This is a genomic window from Mesorhizobium sp. WSM4816 (assembly GCF_055811535.1).
Genome location: NZ_JBVVQR010000002.1, coordinates 146,477 through 165,122 on the forward strand (window position 1 = coordinate 146,477; position 18,646 = coordinate 165,122).

Sequence of the window (18,646 nt, forward strand, 5' to 3'; positions counted from 1 at the left end):
GGAGGAGAAGACAAATGCATGAGAAAGAAAAAGACCTGATCGACGCGTTCCTGCGCGGACAAGTCGATCGTCGTGGGCTGATCAAGGGCCTTGGCGCGATGGGCCTTGCCGCCGGCACGGCCGGAACGCTGCTCAATCTGGGGCAGACCCGAGCGCTGGCGGCTGACTTCGACTGGCAGGCGCACAAGGGCAAGACCATCAAGCTCTTGCTCAACAAGCATCCTTACGCGGATGCGATGATCGCCAACCTTGAAAACTTCAAGAAGTTGACCGGCATGGAAGTCGTCTACGACGTCTTCCCGGAAGATGTCTATTTCGACAAGGTCACCGCTGCGCTGTCGGCCAGCTCGCCTGAATACGATGCCTTCATGACCGGCGCCTACATGACCTGGACCTACGGCCCGGCCGGCTGGATCACCGACCTCAACGAATGGATCAAGGATCCGACCAAGACCAATGTGAACTATGCCTGGGACGACTTCCTGCCCGGCGTCAGGAAGTCCTGCGCCTGGAACGGTCAGCCTGGCGGCGTGCTCGGTTCCGACGACGCCAAGCAGTGGTGCATTCCGTGGGGCTTCGAACAGAACAACATCACCTACAACAAGGGCATGTTCGACAAGGTCGGGGTCAGTGTCCCCGGCAATATGGACGAGATGGTCGCTACGGCGGCCAAGCTCACCAAGGATGTTGGCGGCGGCGTCTACGGCATCGGCGTGCGCGGTTCGCGCTCCTGGGCGACGATCCATCCCGGCTTCCTGTCGGCCTATGCCAACTTTGACCAGAAGGACCTGAATGTCTCGGCCGACGGCAAATTGTCGGCCGCCATGAACACCGCCGAATCCAAGGCCTTCCACAAGCAGTGGGTCCAGATGATTCAGGAGAGCGGCCCCAAGGACTGGTCGACCTACACCTGGTATCAGGTCGGCACCGATCTTGGCGCCGGCGCCTCGGCGATGATCTTCGACGCCGACATCCTCGGCTACTTCATGAATGGCGGCGACAACAAGATGGCCGGCAAGCTCGCCTTCTCCGCCTTCAAGGCCAATCCCGCCGCCAAGGCTCCGACGCCCAACATCTGGATCTGGTCGCTGTCGATGTCCAATTTCTCGAAGGACAAGGACGCCACCTGGTACTTCATGCAATGGGCATCCGGGCCCGAGCATGCACTGTTCGGCGCGACTGAGATGGACTTCGTCAATCCGGTGCGTCAGTCGGTCTGGAACGACCAGATGTTCCGCGAGAAGCTGAACAAGAGCTATCCGGGCTATGTCGAGATGTTCGACGTCTCGGCGCCGGGCGCCAGCATCAAGTTCACCCCGCAGCCGCTGTTCTTCGATCTGACCACCGAATGGGCGGCGACGCTGCAGAAGATGGTGGCCAAGGAAGTGCCGGTCGACGAAGGCCTCGACATGCTGGCCACCAGCGTCGACGGCCAGCTCAAGGAAGCCGGGCTCGGCTGAGTCCTGGCGGCCGGCCGGCCCGCTGCTGCGGGCCAGCCGGCCATTCCACTGCGAAGCGGCGCCTGGAGCATCGGACCCAAACCGGTTTTGGGAAATTCCGATGCTCAAACACTGGCGGTGCCGCCACTCGCCCAACCGGCCGCCTAGCTCCCTGGGCGGCCGGCAGGGCGAAGCAACAGAGATGACGGGTGAGCCACGATGACTACGGCGACAATGCAAAGAAACAGGCCTTCCGGCTTCAGGATCAGCAAGAAAGTGCTGCCCTATGTGCTCAGCCTGCCGGCCTTGCTCGTCTGCATCGGCATCCTGATCCCGTTCTTCACATCGGTCGTCTACTCGTTCCAGCGCTACCGGCTGAGCCAGCCCTGGGCGCGGCAGTTCAACTGGGGCGACAACTACATCTCGTTTTTCACCGACCCGAGGTTCTGGAACACGCTGGAGATATCGCTGCTCTATGCCGGCATCACCGTGCTGCTTGAACTGCTTCTCGGTCTCGGCATCGCCATGCTGCTGCAGAAGCGCTCGACGCTGAACAACTTCATCTCGATCATGCTGTTGATGCCGCTGATGACGGCGCCGGCGCTTGCCGCGCTGATGTGGAAGCTGATGACCAATCCCGGCTTTGGCGTGCTGAGCTACCTCGCCAGCCTGATCGGATTGCAGGATTTCCGCTGGGCTTCGTCGCCGTCGACCGCGCTTTTCACGGTGGTGCTTGTCGATATCTGGGTCTACACGCCCTTCATCATGATCCTGCTGCTTGCCGGCCTGCGCAGCCTGCCGACGCAGCCCTTCGAGGCGGCGGCACTTGACGGCGTGCCGCGGAGTTTTGTGTTCTTCCGCATCACCTTGCCGATGCTGACGCCCTACATCCTGACGGCGACGCTGTTTCGCCTGCTGGATTCCATCCAGCAGTTCGACATCATCTATGCCATGACCCAGGGCGGTCCGGGCGACACGCTGACCGTCTTCCAGGTCGAGGCCTATCTCAATTTCTTCCAGTCGACCAATGTCGGCCGCTCGGCGGCGCTGATGATCATCCTGTGGGCGATCACCTATTTCCTCTCCAACATCTTCATCAAGAACTGGCTGCGGCTGCGCGAACGCGCCCGCGGCCTGGCATAGGAGGCCGGGATGGAACACACCTCGCTTCTCGAACGCATCCTGCGTGGCATAGCCCTCACGTTGGTCGTGCTCTTCTTCATGTTCCCGATCGTCTGGATCCTCATGATGTCCTTCCAGACCAACGAGACCATCCTGCGGATTCCGCCGCAGCTTGTCTTCAAGCCGACGCTGGCCAACTACACCGCGCTGATCACCGGCAAGCTGACCACGGCGGCCGGCACGCTCGACATCGCCTTCATGCGCAACCTGTGGAATTCGGTGTTCCTGTCGGTCACCTCGGTCGCCGTCGCGCTGCTGCTCGGCGTCCCCGCCGCTTACGCCTTTGCCCGGCATAAATTCCGCGGCTCGGAGGACATCGCCTTCACGCTGCTGTCGTTCCGGTTCGCGCCGGCGCTGCTGGTGCTGCTGCCGCTCACCCTCTATTTCCAGAAGCTTGGACTGGCCAACACCTATATCGGGCTGATCTGGGTCTATCAGCTGATCTGCCTGCCGCTGATCCTGTGGATCGTGCGCGGCTATTTCGAGGACATCCCGGCCGATATCGAATACGCCTATCGCATTGCCGGCCATTCCTGGTTCGCCACCTTCCGCAAGATCGCGCTGCCGCTCGCCGGCCCCGGCATCGCGGCTGCCGGCCTGCTAGCCTTCATCTTCGCCTGGAACAATTTCATCTTCGCGCTCGTGCTCGCTTCGGCCGACAAGCAGCCAGTGACGGTCGGCGCGCTCGCCTTCATCACCTCCTCCGGCATCCAGTACGGCCAGATCTCGGCAGCGATCGTGCTGTCGATCACCCCGACGCTGGCGCTCGCCCTTTACGCGCAGCGCTATCTCGTCGAAGGCCTGTCGCTCGGTGCGGTGAAAGGATAGCTCCCGATGGCCAGCCTCGAATTGCGAAATGTCGTCAAGCGCTACAAGAGCCAGACTGTGCTCGACAATCTGTCGTTGAGCGTCGCCGACGGCGAAACCCTGGTCCTGTTCGGACCGTCCGGCGCCGGCAAGACGGTGCTGCTGCGGCTCGTCGCCGGCGTCATCGACCCTGATGAGGGAAAAATCTTCATCGGCGGCGAGGACATGACCGATCTTGACGCCGAGTTCCGCGGCGTCGGCATGGCATTCCAGAATTTCGCGCTGTTTCCGCACATGACCGCCTTCGACAACATCGCCACGCCGCTTCAGGCCAAGCGATCGTCGCAAAGCGCGATGAAGGCGGGTGTCGAGAGCGTCGCCAAGCTGCTGAAGATCGGCCACGTGCTCAGCCACAAGCCAAGGGCGCTGTCCAACGGCCAGAAGCAGCGCACCGCGCTCGCCCGCGCTCTGGTCGGCTCGCCGCCGGTGCTGCTGCTCGACGACCCGCTGCGCAACGTCGATGCCAAACTGCGCTTCGAGATGCGGCTCGAACTGCCGAGGCTGCTGGCAGATCGCGGTGCGACCGTCGTCTACGTCACCCAGGACTACAAGGAGGCCATGGCGCTCGGCGATCGCATCGCGGTGATGTCGCAAGGCGTCATCAAGCAGCTCGGCACGCCCGAGCAGATCTATCGCGAGCCGGCCAACATCGAGATCGCGCGGCTGTTCGGCGATCCGACAATCAACCTGCTCGACGTCAAGCCGTCGCGCGATGCCAAGGGCATCTATGTCGGTCTGTCGAATGTCCAGGTCCATCTGACCGGCGCCTATGACGCCACGGTCGGCCGCGATTGCGTGATCGGCTTGCGGCCCGAAGCGCTGCGCTTCGTCGACGAAGGATCACCCGCGGCCATTCCGGTGACCGTCGAGGCGGAGACGCCGCTCAACGAAAAGATCGTCACGCTGGTGCGCACCGTGCGCGGCCGCGAAATCCTGGTCTCCCGGCCGGCCGGAACAGCGGGTCAAACCGAGGGCAGGGCCCATATCGCCGTCGACGGCAAAAGCGCCCTGTTGTTCGATCGTGCCAGTGGCGACCGTATCGGCTCGAAAAACGTCGTCAATTTGCGCAGCGGAGAAGCGGCATGAGCCAGAGCGCACTCACCATTTCCGGCGTCGACAAATTCTACGGCCCGATCGACCGAGGTGTGCACGCCGTTCAGAATCTGACGATAGAAATCGACAAGGGCGAGATCGTCGCACTGCTCGGCTCGTCCGGCTGCGGCAAGACCTCGACATTGCGCATGATCGCCGGCTTCGAAGAGGTCTCGCGCGGCAACATTTCGGTTGCCGGCCGCAAGGTGCATACGCTGCCGCCGGTCAAGCGCAATGTGGCGATGGCGTTCGAGGGCTATTCGCTGTATCCGCCGCTGACCGTGCGCGAGAACATGGCGTTCGCCCTGAAAGCCGCCAGGCTGCCGAAAAGTCAGGTCGACGAGAAAGTTGCCAGCATCGCCAAGCTGCTCGAGATCGAGGACATTCTTGAGCGCTATCCGAGTTCCATCTCCGGCGGCCAGCAGCAGCGCGCCAGCCTCGGCCGGGCACTGATCCGCGAGGCCGACCTGCATCTGCTGGACGAACCGATGGGCCAGCTCGAGCCGCAGCTTCGCGCGGTGCTGCGCGGCCGCATCAAGCACTTCATCAAGGAGCGCGGCTTGACCGCGATCCTGGTCACCCACGACCAGACCGAGGCCAATGCATTGGCCGACCGGATCGCGGTGATGGAAGGCGGCGTGCTGCAGCAGTTCGATACGCCCGATATGCTCAAGCAGCGGCCGGCCAACCTGTTCACCGGCACGTTTGTCGGCGAGCCGCCGATGAATGTCTTCGAGGCCCATGTCGGCACGGCTGCCGACACGATCAATCTGCGGCTGCCCGACGGGCTTTCACTCGACTATGACAAGGACGCGTTCAGCGGCTCGGTTCGCGACGAATTGCTCAAACGGCAGCGGGTCGTCATCGGTGTCAGGCCCTATGCGGTTCGCCGCTCGAAGGACGGCGTGCCGGCGACGGTTTCGGCCAACCAATGGCTCGGCGACCAGACCCATATCGCGGCGGATTTCGCCGGCGGCTCGCTGGTCCTGGTCGAACACGACCGGACCCGCCTGGAGCTTGGCGCGCCGATCAACATCAGCATCGATCCGAAAAACCTGCACGTCTTCGATCAGTCCAGCGGCATGGCCATTTCGCACGGCATGGAGCTTGCCTGATGCGGGATGTGCTGATCGGCATCGACGCCGGCACGTCTGTCATCAAATCCGTCGCCTTCGACACGGCGGGCCGGCAACTCGCGGCCGCGGCGGTGCCGAACCGGTACGAGACCTTGTCGGGCGGCGGCGCCGAGCAGGATCTGGCGCGCACCTGGGCCGATACCGCGACCACATTGCGCCAGCTTGCCGACAAGGTGCCGGACCTCGCCAGCCGCACCATTGCGGTCGCCGTGACCGGGCAGGGCGATGGCACCTGGCTGATCGACAAGGAGGGTGAGCCGGTCGCCAAGGGCTGGCTGTGGCTCGACGCGCGCGCCGCAGGAGTCGTCGAGGAGATCCGGGCGCGACCGGAGGATCGGCTCCGCTTCGAAAAGACCGGCAGCGGTCTGGCCGCCTGCCAGCAGGGACCGCAGTTCGCCTTCATGAAGCGCAACATGCCCGAAATGCTTGGCAAGGCGGCGACAGCATTCCATTGCAAGGACTGGCTCTATTTCAACCTGACCGGCGAACGCGCCACCGATCCGTCCGAGGGCACCTTCACCTTTGGCGACTTCCGCACTCGTGGCTATTGCGACGAGGTGCTTGAGGTGCTCGGCGTCGCCGATCTCAGGCATCTGCTGCCGCCGATCGTCGACGGCACCAGGCATAGCGCCGGCCTGTCGGCGGCGGCTGCCGAAGCGACCGGGCTGCTTTCCGGTACGCCGGTGGTGCTGGCCTATGTCGACGTGGCCTGCACCGCGCTCGGCGCCGGCCTGCTCGACCGCGAGCGCAAGCCTGGCTGCTCGATCATCGGCTCCACCGGCATGCATATGCGGCTTGCTCAGACGCCGGACGAGGTGCTGCTCAACGAGGCCAGGACCGGCTACACGATGACGATGCCGGCGCCCGACGTCTTTGCGCAGATGCAGTCGAACATGGCAGCGACGCTCAACATCGATTGGATCCTTAGCCTCGCCTCCGGCATACTCGCCTCGCAAGGCATCACCCGCAGCAATGGCGAGATGATCGCGTTGGTCGACGAATGGATATCGTCATCGGAGCCGGCCTCGCTGCTCTATCAGCCCTATGTGTCGGAGGCCGGCGAGCGCGGGCCGTTCGTCGATGCCAACGCCAGGGCCGGTTTCGTCGGCATCTCGTCGCGGCACGGTTATGCCGATATGGTTCGCGCTGTTTTTGAGGGGCTGGCATTCGCGTCGCGGGATTGCTACGCCGCCATGGGGCCGCTGCCGAGCGAAATCCGGCTGACCGGCGGCGCCGCCAGAAGCCCGGCTCTGCGCAAGATCCTCGGCGCTGTCGTCGGCGCCGACATTCGCACCAGCCAACGCGAGGAAGCCGGTGCCGCGGGCGCCGCGATGATCGCTGCGGTCTGCGTCGGCCAATACAGTTCGATGGACGAATGCGTCGGCGAATGGGTCACGCCGCTGCTGGGCGCGGCGGAACCGAGCGACCGAAAACTTGCCGCGATCTATGAGCGGGCGGTTCCGTCCTACACATTGGCGCATGAGGCGCTGCGGCCGGTCTGGCGGTCGATGGCCGCGTCCAGGGCAAACTGAGAAGTCGAGCATGCGTAAGAAGATTGCAATCATTGGCGACCGCTTCATGCTTCCCGAGGTCTTTCGCGAGAAAATCGAGAAGGCCTGCGGCGCCAATCTCGACGTTCGCACCCTTGAGGCGGCCTGGCCCGACGAGCCGATGGAATTCGGCAATGCAGCGCTCGGCCTCGACAAGGTGAAGGAGTATTTTGGCGATCCGGACGAGGTGGTCGATTTCATTGGCGACGCCGAGATCTTCGTCACCCAGCTTGCGCCGCTGTCCGAGACCATGATGCAGCGTCTGCCTGCGCTGAAGCTAGTTGCGGTCTCGCGCGGCGGCCCGATCAACATCGACATGGTTGCCGCCAGGGCCCACGGCATCACCGTCGTCAATGTGCCCGGCCGCAATGCAAGTGCTGTGGCCGAGTTCACCATCGGCGCGATCCTTGCCGAGACGCGGCTGATCCGGGTCGGGCACGAGGCCTTGCGCAAAGGGGAATGGCGCGGCGATCTCTACCGGGCCGACCGTACCGGCCGTGAGCTCAACGAAATGACCGTCGGCGTCATCGGCTACGGCAATATCGGCACCAAGGTTGTCCGCTTGCTGCGCGCCTTCGGCTGCCGCATCCTGGTCACCGATCCCTATGTGCAACTGAGCGCCGAAGACCGCAATGACGGCGTCGAACTGGTCGCGCTCGACGATCTCCTGTCCCGCTCCGATGTGGTCACGCTTCATCCCCGGGTGACCGAGGAAACCCGCGGCCTGATCAACAAGGACATCATCGCCCGGATGAAGCCGGGGGTGATCTTCGTCAACACCGCGCGCGGGCCGCTGGTCGATTACGACGCGCTCTACGATGCGCTGGTCTCAGGCCATATCGGCAGCGCCATGCTGGAGACGTTCGCGGTCGAGCCGGTGCCTGCCGACTGGCCGCTGCTGCAGCTTCCAAATGTCACGCTGACGCCGCATATCGCCGGCGCTTCGGTGCGCACGGTGACCTATGCGGCCGAGCAAGCGGCCGAAGAGGTGCGCCGCTTCATCGTCGGGCTCCCGCCGGTCAACCCGTGCTGAAGGTCGCGGCAGCCATGAAACGCAATCCAGGCATAGAGGATCCGGCGAGATGAGCGGCGCCACTGAAATCGTCGATCTGTTCGTCATCGGCGGTGGCGTCAATGGCGCCGGCATCGCGCGCGACGCAGTCGGCCGCGGGCTTTCCGTCATCCTGTGCGAAAAAGACGATCTCGCCGAAGGCACCAGTTCGCGATCGGGAAAGCTCGTCCATGGCGGCCTGCGCTATCTCGAATACTACGAATTCCGGCTGGTGCGCGAGGCGCTGATCGAACGCGAAGTGCTGCTTGAATCGGCTCCGCATATCATCTGGCCGATGCGCTTCGTGCTGCCGCACAGCCCGGACGACCGGCCGGCCTGGCTGGTCCGGCTCGGTCTGTTCCTCTACGATCATCTTGGCGGCCGCAAGCGGCTGCCGGGCACCCGCACGCTCAACCTGCGCACCGCGCCCGAAGGCGCACCGATCAAGGATGCGTTCAAGCGCGGTTTCGAATATTCCGATTGCTGGGTCGACGACGCCCGTCTCGTCATCATCAATGCGCTCGATGCTGCGGAACGGGGGGCCAGGATCTTCACCCGGACCGCCTGCACCGCCGCCCGCCGTGAAAACGGCCTGTGGTCGGTCGAGATGCGCGACAGCCGAACCGGCGTCAGAACCACAGTTCGGGCGCGTGCGCTGATCAACGCCGCCGGTCCCTGGGTCAACGACATCATCAACCGCGTGGCTGGTCAGAACTCCAAGCGGAATGTCCGGCTGGTCAAGGGCAGCCACATCGTCGTGCCGAAATTCTGGGAAGGGCGGCAGGCCTATCTGGTCCAGAACAGCGACAAGCGCGTGATCTTCATCAATCCCTACCAGAACGATCTGGCCCTGATCGGCACCACCGATATTCCCTATGATGGGCGGCCGGAAGACGTAGCGGCGGATGCCAGCGAGATCGACTACCTGATCAAGGTGGTCAACCGCTACTTCAAGCGCGAACTTGCCCGAGACGATGTCATCTACTCGTTCTCGGGTGTCAGGCCGCTCTATGACGACAACGCCGACAATCCGAGCGCGGTGACGCGCGACTATATTTTCGAACTCGACGCATCATCCGGGCAGGCGCCGCTGCTCTCCGTCTTCGGCGGCAAGATCACCACCTTCCGCAAGCTGGCCGAGCATGCGCTGGACCGGATCGCGCCGTTCTTTCCGAAAATGGGCAAGCCGTGGACGTCGAAAGGACATCTGCCGGGCGGCGATATCGCCGACGCCGACTTCGAGCAGTTTCTCGGCGACCTCGGCCGCGAATATCCCTGGATGCCGGCATCGCTGGTCAAGCAGTATGGCCGGCTCTACGGCACCAGGACGCGCGTTCTGGTCGGTGCGTCCAGGTCGCTCACCGAACTGGGCCGGTGCTTCGGCAAGGATTTTTTCGAACGCGAAGCCAGTTATTTGTTCGAGCATGAATGGGCGCTGACCGCTGCCGATATTCTCGAACGGCGCACCAAGCACGGCCTGCATCTGTCCGCCGCGGAAAGAGCCGCCTTCGAGGACTGGTGCGTTGGCCGACTGGTGAGGGCAGGCTGATGAGTTTTACGCTTTCCCTCAACACCAATCCGCTGGTCAACCGTTTTGCCGAACCGGACGATCTGATCGACGCGATCGCCTACGACATCGGCATCCGGGACGTGCAGCTCACGCATGAATTCGTCAATCCCGGCTGGCCGGCGGCGACGATCTCGAAATTCGTCCGCCTGTTCCGCACGGCGCTCGACCGCACCGGCGTGCGCGTGACGTCCGGGATGACCGGTCCTTACGGGCGGCTCAACCATTTCGGCCATCCCGACGCCGACGTGCGCCGCTACTACGTCGATTGGTTCAAGACCTTTGCCGACATTTCGGCCGAGCTCGGCGCCAGCGGCATGGGCACGCAGTTCGCGATCTTCACGCACCGGGATTTTGACGATCCCGAGCGTCGCGCGCGGCTTTTCGAGATCGCGCTGGAATGCTGGCGCGACGTCGCCGAGCACGCCAGGGCGGCCGGTTTGACCTATCTGTTCTGGGAGCCGATGTCGGTCGGCCGCGAATTCGGCCATACGATCGAGAGTTGCCGGGCCCTGCACAACGAGATCGAAGCGGCCGGCATGGCCATCCCGCTGAAGATGATGGTCGATATCGACCATGGCGACGTCACCTCGAGCAATCCGGACGACATCGACCCCTATGCCTGGGCCGAAGCCTTTCCCACGGTATCGCCGATCATCCACATCAAGCAGTCGTCGATGAACAAGGGCGGCCATTGGCCGTTCATCGCCGCCTACAACAAGGACGGCCGCATCACACCGGAAAAATTGTTGGAGACGGTTCGCCGCGGCGGCGGCGTCGACAACGAGATCTGCCTCGAATTGTCGTTCCGCGAACGCGAGCCGGTCGACCACAAGGTCGTCGCGATGATCCGCGAGTCGGTCGATTATTGGGCGCCGTTTATCGAGACCGGCAGGGCGGCACTCTCGCCGCGAGCAGGATAGATGAACAGGAGCCGATGCGGCTCCTGTTCAGAACCAGAATACGTCAGCCGAACTTCGGGTCGAGACTGCCCGACTTGTAGCGCTTGGCCATTTCCGAGACCGGCAGCGGCTTGATCTTGGGGGCGTTGCCGGCGGTGCCGAACTGCTCGAAGCGCTCTTTGCACAGCTTCCTCATCGCGGCCATTGCCGGCGTCAGATATTTGCGCGGATCGAACTCGCTCGGGTTCTCGGTCAGCACCTTGCGGATCGCGCCGGTCAGCGCCATGCGGTTGTCGGTGTCGATGTTGATCTTGCGCACGCCGTGCTTGATGCCGCGCTGGATCTCCTCGACCGGCACGCCCCATGTCGGCTTCATCTGGCCGCCATACTTGTTGATGATCTCCTGCAGCTCTTCCGGCACCGAGGACGAGCCGTGCATGACCAGGTGCATGTTCGGCAGGCGGCGGTGGATCTCCTCGATCACGTTCATGGCGAGCACCGCGCCGTCCGGCTTGCGCGAGAACTTGTAGGCGCCGTGGCTGGTGCCCATTGCGACGGCCAGCGCATCGACATGCGTGTCCTTGACGAACTGCACCGCCTGCTCCGGATCGGTCAGCAGTTGGTCGTGGCTGACGGTGCCCTCGACGCCGTGGCCGTCTTCCTGTTCGCCGCCGCCCATCTCCAGGGATCCGAGAACGCCGATCTCGCCTTCCACCGACACGCCGCCCCAATGCGCCATGTCGACGACGCGCCGCGTGATCCCGGAATTATAGTCGTAATCGGCCGGCGACTTGCCGTCCTCCTTCAGCGATCCGTCCATCATCACCGAGGTGAAGCCGTGCTGGATCGCGGTCACGCAGGTGGCTTCGTTGTTGCCATGGTCGAGATGCATGCAGACCGGGATATCGGGATGGATCTCGACCAGCGCGTCGATCAGCTTGGCCAGCACGACGTCGTTGGCATAGGCGCGGGCGCCGCGGCTCGCCTGCAGGATGACAGGCGATTTGGTCTCCTTGGCCGCCTCCATGATGGCAAGGCCCTGTTCCATATTGTTCATGTTGAAGGCAGGCACGCCATAGCCGTGTTCGGCGGCATGGTCGAGCAATTGTCTCAATGTGATGCGAGCCACCCAATGGTCTCCCGTATTTGGTTTCAAGCCTATGGTTTGCGAGCTGTCCGGTCGTCATTCAGCCCATTGATGCTTCTGGCCGGATTTCCGGAGAACCGCAACCTCTGGCCATGCCGGCGAGAGCAATTCTTGTTACAAGGCAGCGATCATAAGCAAGGAATATCCCAAAGAAACGTAACACCATCACAAAAAATATGGCATGCATGCGATTTTATCTGTTATAATAACTTCTATCAGCCGTTTCTGCCACGGCGGACGCGGCGACGCGAATTAAAGGAAACAGGCTGGACGATGAAGAGCGACGGCCGGCGGCAAGGCATCATGGATTTTCTGATGGACACCGGCACGGCCAGTGTCGATGACCTTGCCTCGCGCTTCGGCGTATCGAAGATGACCGTCCATCGCGACCTCGACGAACTCGAGGAAAGCGGCTTCCTGCGCAAGATACGCGGCGGCGCCTCGATTCAGCCGAGCGGCCTGTTCGAAAGTGATTTCCGCTACCGTCAGAAGCAGGCCGCCGAGGAGAAGCAGCGCCTGGCGGTTGCCGCCGTGGCTGTCATCGAACCGGGCCAGACGGTGATCATCGACGACGGCTCGACGGCGGGCGGCATTGCGCGCCACCTTGCGGATCTGCGCCCGCTGACCGTGATCTCCAACAATCTGGCCGTGATACAGGATCTGGCCGGCGTTGCCGGTATCACCCTGATCGCGCTCGGCGGCCAGTACAGCAAGAAATTCCACGGTTTCTTCGGCCTGCTTGCCGAGGACACGCTGAGATCGTTGCGCGCCGATGTCGCCTTCCTGTCGTCGTCCGCCATCCACGGCGTTTCCGCCTTCCACCAGGACCAGGAAGTGGTCCATACCAAGCGGTTGATGATGGCCGCGGCCGCCCGCAAATATCTGCTGGTCGATCACGGCAAGTTCGGCCGCACGGCCTTGCATTTCCTGACCGATCTCAAGGCGTTCGACGCCGTCTTCACCGGTCGAAAACTGGGGCCGCAGACACGCGAGGCGCTGGAAGGCGCCGGCGTTTCGCTGACACTGGTCGAGAAGGACTAGACCATGATCCCGAAAAGTGGGAACCGGTTTTCGGAAAAGATCATGGTCAAGGAAGAAGATAGAGTCCCATCCCGCCTCGCGGGATGGAACAGGCTCTAGAAGGAGGACGCGTGGCTTACTGGGTCGGCACAAGCTGGAAAATGAACAAGACGCTTGCAGAAGCGACTGACTTTGCCAGGGCGCTGGCGGGGTTCGTACCCGGTTTCGACGACCGTATCCAGCCCTTCGTCATCCCACCCTTCACGGCGGTTCGCGAGATCAAGAAGGCGCTGGCATCGACGCGGATCAAGGTCGGTGCCCAGAACATGCACTGGGCCGACGCCGGCGCCTGGACCGGCGAGATCTCGCCGGTGATGCTGACGGACTGCGGGCTCGATCTCGTCGAGCTCGGCCATAGCGAACGGCGCGAGCATTTCGGCGAGACCGACAATACGGTTGGTCTCAAGACCGCAGCGGCGGTGAAGCACGGGTTGGTGCCGCTCATTTGCGTCGGCGAGACATTGGCGCAACGCAACAGCGGCCAGGCCGATGCGGTGCTGGCGTTGCAGGTGCACGGCGCGCTGCAATACCTTGAAGGCCAGGCCAAGGCGGCGACGATCCTGTTTGCTTACGAACCGGTCTGGGCGATCGGCGACAAGGGCATTCCGGCAAGTGCCGACTACGCCGACAGGCAGCAGGCGCTGATCAAGAAGATCGCCGGCGATCTTCTGCCGGCCATGCCGCCGGTGCTTTATGGCGGCAGCGTCAATCCGCAAAATGCCGCCGAGCTGATCGGCCAGCCGCATATCGACGGGCTGTTCATCGGCCGCTCCGCCTGGCAGGCGGAAGGCTATATCGACATCCTCGAACGCGCCTCGGCGGCGATCTAGAGCATGATCCCGAAAAGTGGAATCCGGTTTTTCGGAAAAGATCATGCCCAACAAAAGTTAGAGCCCCATCCCGATGCCATCGGGATGGAACAGGCTCCAGAGCAATCGAACAGGAAAGGACAGAAAAAATGAAAATAGCCATTGGGGCCGACAGCGCCGGCAAGCCGCTGCTCGACGTCATTGCCGCTCACCTGGCCACCAAGCCTGGCCTCTCCGTCAGCGACGTCAGCCAGGCCGGCTACTATGCCGACCTGTCGCAGAAGCTCGCCCAGACCATCCTCGACGGCGAAAACGATCGCGGCATCTTGTTTTGCGGCACCGGCATCGGCGTTTCCATCTCGGCCAACAAGGTGCCCGGCATTCGCGCCGCACTCACCCATGACACCTATTCGGCGGAGCGCGCGGCGAAATCCAACAATGCCCAGATCATCACCATGGGCGCCCGCGTTATCGGCCCGGAACTGGCCAAGTCGATCGTCGATGCCTGGCTCGCATCGGAGTTCGATGAAAACGGGCCATCGGCCGGCAATGTCCAGGCGATCGACAGGCTCGACGCGGCGAAGCTGGGCTAATGCATGTCGCCCAAAAGCATGCCCTCGGGCGTGAACCGAGGGTGCGCAGCGGTTTTGGGATAACGACATGTATAAACAGGAGCTTAAGCGCGTCGCATTGATGCGATGCGCTTAAGCCAGGCTTTTTCGCATCGCGCCGATAACGGTGACCGCCGACGCCGCGCCGGGGTCGATGTGTCCGAGCGACCGCTCGCCGAGCCGCGACGAGCGGCCCTTCGCGGCGATCATATCCTTGGTCGCCTCGGCGCCCCGTTCGGCTGCTTCGAGGGCGGCTGCCAGGCTTTCGGACAGGGTCTTGCCGGCGGCATGGGCAGCGGCCGCGGCTTGCGCCGCCGGCAGCCAGGCGTCGACCATCGTCTTCTCGCCGATCTCCGCCTTGCCGCGATCCTGGATGCCTTGCGCCATCGCCTGGAACAGGGCGACGACATCGGCGCCCGCCAAGGTCGCCTTGCCCTTGACGGCAGCCGCACCACGCATGAAGGCCGTCGCGTAGAGCGGGCCCGACGAGGCGCCGACGGCGTTGAGGAACGACTTCGCCGCAGTGTTGAGGAGAACAGTCGGCTCGGTTGCCGTGAGCTCCAGCGGCGCCAGCGCATCGCGCACCGCCCCAAAGCCGAGCGCCATGGCGATGCCATGATCGGCGTCGCCGATGACCCCGTCGAGCTGACAGAGCCTGTCCTTGTCGGCTTCGATCGCCACCGCGATCGCATCGAACATTCTTTTCAGATCGGCTGCATCGATGGATGTCATGGATGCACCCTTTCAGCCGGCGCGGAACATGGCGCAGTCGCAAGGATGGTCGAGCATCGTCTGCAATTCGGCGTCGAGATGCATCAGCGTCACCGAGGCGCCGGCCATTTCGAGCGAGGTGCAATAATTGCCGACCCAGGTCGCGTGAACTGACACGCCGATGTCATCGAGCCGCTGTTTGACGCGCCGGTTCATGATGTAGAGCTCCATCAGCGGCGTCGAGCCGAGCGAATTGACGAGCACGGCGACCTTGTCGCCGCGTGCCGGCGCCATCTCGTCGACGATCTTGTCCAGCATCTCGTCGGTGATCTCGTCGGCGGTTTTCAATTTTCCGCGGGCGATGCCCGGCTCGCCATGGATGCCCATGCCGATCTCCATCTCATCCGGTCCGATCTCGAAATTCGGCCGGCGGGTCTGCGGCAGCGAACAGGGCGACAGCGCCACGCCCATGGTGAAGGTGTGATCATTGGCCTTCCTGGCGATACGCTCGCATTCTTCGAATGACAGCATCCGCTCGCAGGCGGCACCAGCGGCCTTGAAGATGAAGAAATTGCCGGCGACACCACGGCGCTTTTGCCTCTGGTCGCGCGGCGCCGATGCCACGTCGTCGGTGGTCAGCACGGTGCGCACTTCGATGTCATCCATCGCCGCCATCTCTGCGGCCATGTCGAAGTTCATCACGTCGCCGGCATAGTTGCCATACATGAACAGCACGCCGGCGCCGCCGCTGGCCGCCTTGGCGCATTCAAGGATCGGGTCCGGCGGCGGCGAGGCAAAGACATTGCCGATCGCCGCCGCGTCGGCCAGCCCCTTGCCGACGAAACCGAGGAAGGTCGGCTCGTGGCCGGAGCCGCCGCCGATGACGAGGCCGACCTTGCCCTGGCGAGGTCCATCGCGGGCGATGATCGAGCGTGGGCTGCCCTCCATGCTTTTGAGATGGCGGGGATGCGCGGCCAGAATGCCTTCCAGCATCTCGTCGACAGTGCGGTTGCCGTCGTTGATGATCTTCTTGGTCTGCACCGGCAGCCTCCCGATTTCGGTAATTTCGCAGATAGTACAGCGTGTTACCGGAATTTCCACCCGGGGAGGGAGATTTCACGCGGCAATATGTTCCGGCGCGGCCAGTACCTGCACGCAGGGATTGGCAGCCGCCTTGTCCTTGAGCTTGAAATGCCCGAACAAGACTTGCCGCGTCAAATGGCGATCACCGGCAAGGCAGGCAGCAGCTTGTCCAGGGTGATGGGAAAGTCACGCACCCGCACGCCGGTCGCGTTGTAGATGGCGTTGGCAACAGCTGCGCCCGCACCGCAGACGCCGAGTTCGCCGATCCCCTTCGCGCCGAATGGATTGGCCTTGTCGTCATGTTCCTCGAGGAAGACGACCTCCATCTCCGGGACGTCGCCGTTGATCGGGACGTGATACTCGGCAAGATCGTGATTGACGAAGTGGCCGTAACGCCGGTCGAGCACCGTCTGCTCCATCAGCGCCGCACCGATTCCCCAGGTCATGCCGCCGATGATTTGCGAGCGCGCGGTCTTGGGGTTGAGGATACGGCCAGCGCCCATCACCGCCAGCATCCGGCGCATGCGGATCTCACCGGTATCGCAATCGACAGCGACCTCGGCGAAATGCGCGCCATAGGAATGCTGCGAGTAAGCCTTGTATGACGGGGTGGCTGCGCCGGCGGCTACGGAACCCTCGGCCTCGAACCCGTCGGGAGCGATCCGCCGGACGAGGTCGGTCAGGCTTGCCGAACGCTGGCCGAGCCTGACCTCGCCGTCGGCAAAGCTCGCTTCGGTGGCGCCAGCGCCGCGCAACGGCGAGGCTTCGCTCGACCGCGCCGCCTGCAATATCCGTTCCCTAAGGGCGTTGCAGGCGTTGTGCAGCGCCGACCCTGCACTTGCCGCGCCCCAGGACCCGCCGGAGCCGGCGGTACGCGGGAAGCGGCTGTCGCCAAGCTCCACTTTGACGGACGAGATCGGCACGCCGAGGCTGTCCGCGGCGATCTGGGTCAGGATCGTATAGGTGCCGGTCCCGATATCGGTCATGTCGAGCCGCGCCGTCACCCGACCGTCGCGGTCGATCGCAACCCGCGCCGTCGCCGCGCCGATGTAGTTCGGACGGATCGCCGCCGCCATGCCGTAGCCGATGAGCTTGCGGCCGTCTCGGGCGCGGCCCGGCGTCGGGTTTCTTCGCTGCCAACCGAAACGGCGGGCGCCTTCCTCCATGCAGGCGACGAGGTTGCGGGTGGAGAACGGCACGCCGCGCTCGGGATCCTGGGCCGGTTCATTGCGGATCCTGAGTTCGATCGGGTCCAGTCCGAGCCGCTCGGCGAGTTCATCCATGGCGCATTCGAAGGCCAGCATGCCGGGGGCTTCGCCGGGCGAGCGCATCCATTCGCCGCGGTTGATATCCAGCGGGACCAGGCGATGGCGGGTGACACGGTTCGGCGCCGCATAGAGCGAGCGGGCAAAAACTGCCGTTTGCTCGCAGTACTCCTCGAAGCTGGACGTTGCCGACCAGACGTCGTGCGCGATCCCGGTGAGCCGCCCGTCGGTGCCCGTGCTGAGACGCACCTGTTGGATCATCTCTGCGCGATGACCGGCATTGGCGAACATCTGTTGTCGCGTCAGCGCGATCTTGACGGGACGCTGCAGGACCTTTGCAGCAAGCGCGGCCAGGATCGTATCGGCATGGGCAATCAGCTTGGAGCCGAAGCCGCCGCCGATGAACGGGCTGATGATGCGCACACGCTCGGGCGGGATGCGGAGTGTGCTGGCGACCCCCGCCCGGAAATTCGCCAGGGTTTGCGCCGATGTATGGATCGTCAGCTCGTTGCCTGACCAGGCGGCGAGCGTCGCATGGGGCTCCATCGGATTGTGATGTTCGAAGGGCGTCCGGTAAGTGGCATCGACCTTGACCGGAGCTGCGGCAAAGGCGCTCTCGAAGTCGCCGATCACGCTGTCGGTCTCGAAGCCGGCATTGGTCCGCTTTGGTGCGTAGGCGTCGGCCACATGTCCCGACAGATCGTAGAGGCCCGGCTCCTCGTCGTAGCGCACTTTGATGAGGCCGGCGGCAGCACGTGCCGCCTCGAACGTCTCCGCAACGATCAGCGCGACGGGCTCGTCGTAATAGCGCACCCGCTCGCTGTTGAGCGCGGGCCGGGCGCGCGTGAAGACCTCCGGCACCGTCGGCGTGACCGCCGGGCCGAAATCCGGCTGGGCCGGCGCATTCCGGTGCGTCATGACGAGCAGCACTGCCGGCGCCCGTTCGGCTTCGGCCGTGTCGATCTCGGCAATGCGCCCCTTGGCGACGGCAGCGCCGAGAATAAAGCCAAAGGCTGTACCCTCCAGCGTATTCTCGTAGGCGTAGGTGGCATCGCCTCTCACCTTGAGCGGACCATCGATGCGATCGAATGGACGCCCGATGATGCCGCTGCGTGTTTCGCGAGGACGGTTTGAGGTCTTCGTCTCTGTCATCA

General features: G+C 63.6%; 16 protein-coding genes. 12 read left to right on the forward strand and 4 right to left on the reverse strand.

The features are described from left to right. Positions 1-14: 14 nt before the first annotated feature. The 9 genes from AC0L3H_RS02830 (at position 15) to AC0L3H_RS02870 (ending at position 10,807) form a co-directional block, all read left to right on the forward strand. Positions 15-1,460 carry an ABC transporter substrate-binding protein gene (locus AC0L3H_RS02830; RefSeq protein WP_091599906.1) on the forward strand — a complete coding sequence of 482 codons (1,446 nt, stop codon included), beginning with the start codon at positions 15-17 and terminating at the stop codon, positions 1,458-1,460. Between the two features lie 198 nt (positions 1,461-1,658). Further along, on the forward strand, positions 1,659-2,582 hold the full coding sequence (locus AC0L3H_RS02835; protein ID WP_091599904.1) for a carbohydrate ABC transporter permease: 924 nt from the start codon (positions 1,659-1,661) through the stop codon (positions 2,580-2,582). Positions 2,583-2,591: 9 nt separating this feature from the next. Further along, a complete protein-coding gene (locus AC0L3H_RS02840) occupies positions 2,592-3,449 on the forward strand; it encodes a carbohydrate ABC transporter permease (protein WP_473584432.1) in 858 nt (285 codons plus the stop codon). A 6-nt stretch (positions 3,450-3,455) separates the two neighbouring features. Beyond that, positions 3,456-4,574, forward strand: a complete 1,119-nt coding sequence (locus AC0L3H_RS02845; protein WP_287304851.1) for an ABC transporter ATP-binding protein — start codon at positions 3,456-3,458, stop codon at positions 4,572-4,574. Then, positions 4,571-5,695, forward strand: a complete 1,125-nt coding sequence (locus AC0L3H_RS02850) for an ABC transporter ATP-binding protein (protein WP_473584433.1) — start codon at positions 4,571-4,573, stop codon at positions 5,693-5,695. The genes AC0L3H_RS02845 and AC0L3H_RS02850 overlap by 4 nt, the downstream gene beginning before the upstream one ends. Next, a complete protein-coding gene (locus tag AC0L3H_RS02855; protein ID WP_473584434.1) occupies positions 5,695-7,248 on the forward strand; it encodes an FGGY family carbohydrate kinase in 1,554 nt (517 codons plus the stop codon). The genes AC0L3H_RS02850 and AC0L3H_RS02855 overlap by 1 nt, the downstream gene beginning before the upstream one ends. 10 nt (positions 7,249-7,258) lie before the next feature. After that, a complete protein-coding gene (locus tag AC0L3H_RS02860; protein WP_091599896.1) occupies positions 7,259-8,299 on the forward strand; it encodes a 2-hydroxyacid dehydrogenase in 1,041 nt (346 codons plus the stop codon). Between the two features lie 49 nt (positions 8,300-8,348). Next, positions 8,349-9,866: a glycerol-3-phosphate dehydrogenase gene (locus tag AC0L3H_RS02865; protein WP_473584435.1), complete on the forward strand. Its 1,518-nt coding sequence runs from the start codon at positions 8,349-8,351 to the stop codon at positions 9,864-9,866. Further along, a complete protein-coding gene (locus tag AC0L3H_RS02870) occupies positions 9,866-10,807 on the forward strand; it encodes a sugar phosphate isomerase/epimerase family protein (RefSeq protein WP_473584436.1) in 942 nt (313 codons plus the stop codon). Before AC0L3H_RS02865 ends, AC0L3H_RS02870 begins: the two co-directional genes overlap by 1 nt. Before the next feature lie 43 nt (positions 10,808-10,850). Here AC0L3H_RS02870 and fba read toward each other — a convergent pair whose 3' ends face one another. After that, positions 10,851-11,915, reverse strand: coding sequence for a class II fructose-bisphosphate aldolase (gene fba, locus AC0L3H_RS02875; RefSeq protein WP_473584437.1), 1,065 nt, complete (start codon positions 11,913-11,915; stop codon positions 10,851-10,853). 291 nt (positions 11,916-12,206) lie between these two features. Here fba and AC0L3H_RS02880 point away from each other — a divergent pair, with 291 nt between their 5' ends. The 3 genes from AC0L3H_RS02880 to derI all read left to right on the forward strand — a co-directional run bounded on the left by AC0L3H_RS02880 (position 12,207) and on the right by derI (position 14,415). Continuing rightward, positions 12,207-12,974 carry a DeoR/GlpR family DNA-binding transcription regulator gene (locus AC0L3H_RS02880; protein WP_473584438.1) on the forward strand — a complete coding sequence of 256 codons (768 nt, stop codon included), beginning with the start codon at positions 12,207-12,209 and terminating at the stop codon, positions 12,972-12,974. An 83-nt stretch (positions 12,975-13,057) separates the two neighbouring features. Beyond that, positions 13,058-13,843 (forward strand): triose-phosphate isomerase, encoded by a 786-nt coding sequence (locus AC0L3H_RS02885; RefSeq protein WP_473584439.1) that lies wholly within the window; start codon positions 13,058-13,060, stop codon positions 13,841-13,843. 128 nt (positions 13,844-13,971) lie between these two features. Next, positions 13,972-14,415: a D-erythrulose-4-phosphate isomerase gene (derI, locus tag AC0L3H_RS02890; protein ID WP_027152577.1), complete on the forward strand. Its 444-nt coding sequence runs from the start codon at positions 13,972-13,974 to the stop codon at positions 14,413-14,415. Between the two features lie 111 nt (positions 14,416-14,526). Here the strand turns inward: derI and dhaL are convergent, their stop codons facing one another. The 3 genes from dhaL to AC0L3H_RS02905 form a co-directional block, all read right to left on the reverse strand. After that, complete coding sequence (gene dhaL, locus AC0L3H_RS02895) at positions 14,527-15,165, reverse strand: dihydroxyacetone kinase subunit DhaL (RefSeq protein ID WP_091599884.1); 639 nt, start codon at positions 15,163-15,165, stop codon at positions 14,527-14,529. Between the two features lie 12 nt (positions 15,166-15,177). Then, positions 15,178-16,185: a dihydroxyacetone kinase subunit DhaK gene (locus AC0L3H_RS02900; RefSeq protein WP_473494038.1), complete on the reverse strand. Its 1,008-nt coding sequence runs from the start codon at positions 16,183-16,185 to the stop codon at positions 15,178-15,180. A 173-nt stretch (positions 16,186-16,358) separates the two neighbouring features. After that, entirely contained in the window at positions 16,359-18,644 is a 2,286-nt protein-coding gene (locus AC0L3H_RS02905) for a xanthine dehydrogenase family protein molybdopterin-binding subunit (protein WP_473584609.1), read from the reverse strand. Positions 18,645-18,646 lie beyond the last annotated feature (2 nt).

What these genes read in the sequence shown, in the direction of transcription:
- AC0L3H_RS02860 (WP_091599896.1), top strand. Translation starts at nt 7,259, where the DNA reads ATGCGTAAGAAGATTGCAATCATTGGCGACCGCTTCATGCTTCCCGAG.
- AC0L3H_RS02885 (WP_473584439.1), top strand. Translation starts at nt 13,058, where the DNA reads ATGGAACAGGCTCTAGAAGGAGGACGCGTGGCTTACTGGGTCGGCACA.
- dhaL (WP_091599884.1), bottom strand. Translation starts at nt 15,165, where the DNA reads ATGACATCCATCGATGCAGCCGATCTGAAAAGAATGTTCGATGCGATC.
- AC0L3H_RS02905 (WP_473584609.1), bottom strand. Translation starts at nt 18,644, where the DNA reads ATGACAGAGACGAAGACCTCAAACCGTCCTCGCGAAACACGCAGCGGC.
- derI (WP_027152577.1), top strand. Translation starts at nt 13,972, where the DNA reads ATGAAAATAGCCATTGGGGCCGACAGCGCCGGCAAGCCGCTGCTCGAC.
- AC0L3H_RS02840 (WP_473584432.1), top strand. Translation starts at nt 2,592, where the DNA reads ATGGAACACACCTCGCTTCTCGAACGCATCCTGCGTGGCATAGCCCTC.
- AC0L3H_RS02850 (WP_473584433.1), top strand. Translation starts at nt 4,571, where the DNA reads ATGAGCCAGAGCGCACTCACCATTTCCGGCGTCGACAAATTCTACGGC.
- AC0L3H_RS02865 (WP_473584435.1), top strand. Translation starts at nt 8,349, where the DNA reads ATGAGCGGCGCCACTGAAATCGTCGATCTGTTCGTCATCGGCGGTGGC.
- AC0L3H_RS02870 (WP_473584436.1), top strand. Translation starts at nt 9,866, where the DNA reads ATGAGTTTTACGCTTTCCCTCAACACCAATCCGCTGGTCAACCGTTTT.
- AC0L3H_RS02845 (WP_287304851.1), top strand. Translation starts at nt 3,456, where the DNA reads ATGGCCAGCCTCGAATTGCGAAATGTCGTCAAGCGCTACAAGAGCCAG.
- AC0L3H_RS02880 (WP_473584438.1), top strand. Translation starts at nt 12,207, where the DNA reads ATGAAGAGCGACGGCCGGCGGCAAGGCATCATGGATTTTCTGATGGAC.
- AC0L3H_RS02855 (WP_473584434.1), top strand. Translation starts at nt 5,695, where the DNA reads ATGCGGGATGTGCTGATCGGCATCGACGCCGGCACGTCTGTCATCAAA.
- AC0L3H_RS02835 (WP_091599904.1), top strand. Translation starts at nt 1,659, where the DNA reads ATGACTACGGCGACAATGCAAAGAAACAGGCCTTCCGGCTTCAGGATC.
- AC0L3H_RS02830 (WP_091599906.1), top strand. Translation starts at nt 15, where the DNA reads ATGCATGAGAAAGAAAAAGACCTGATCGACGCGTTCCTGCGCGGACAA.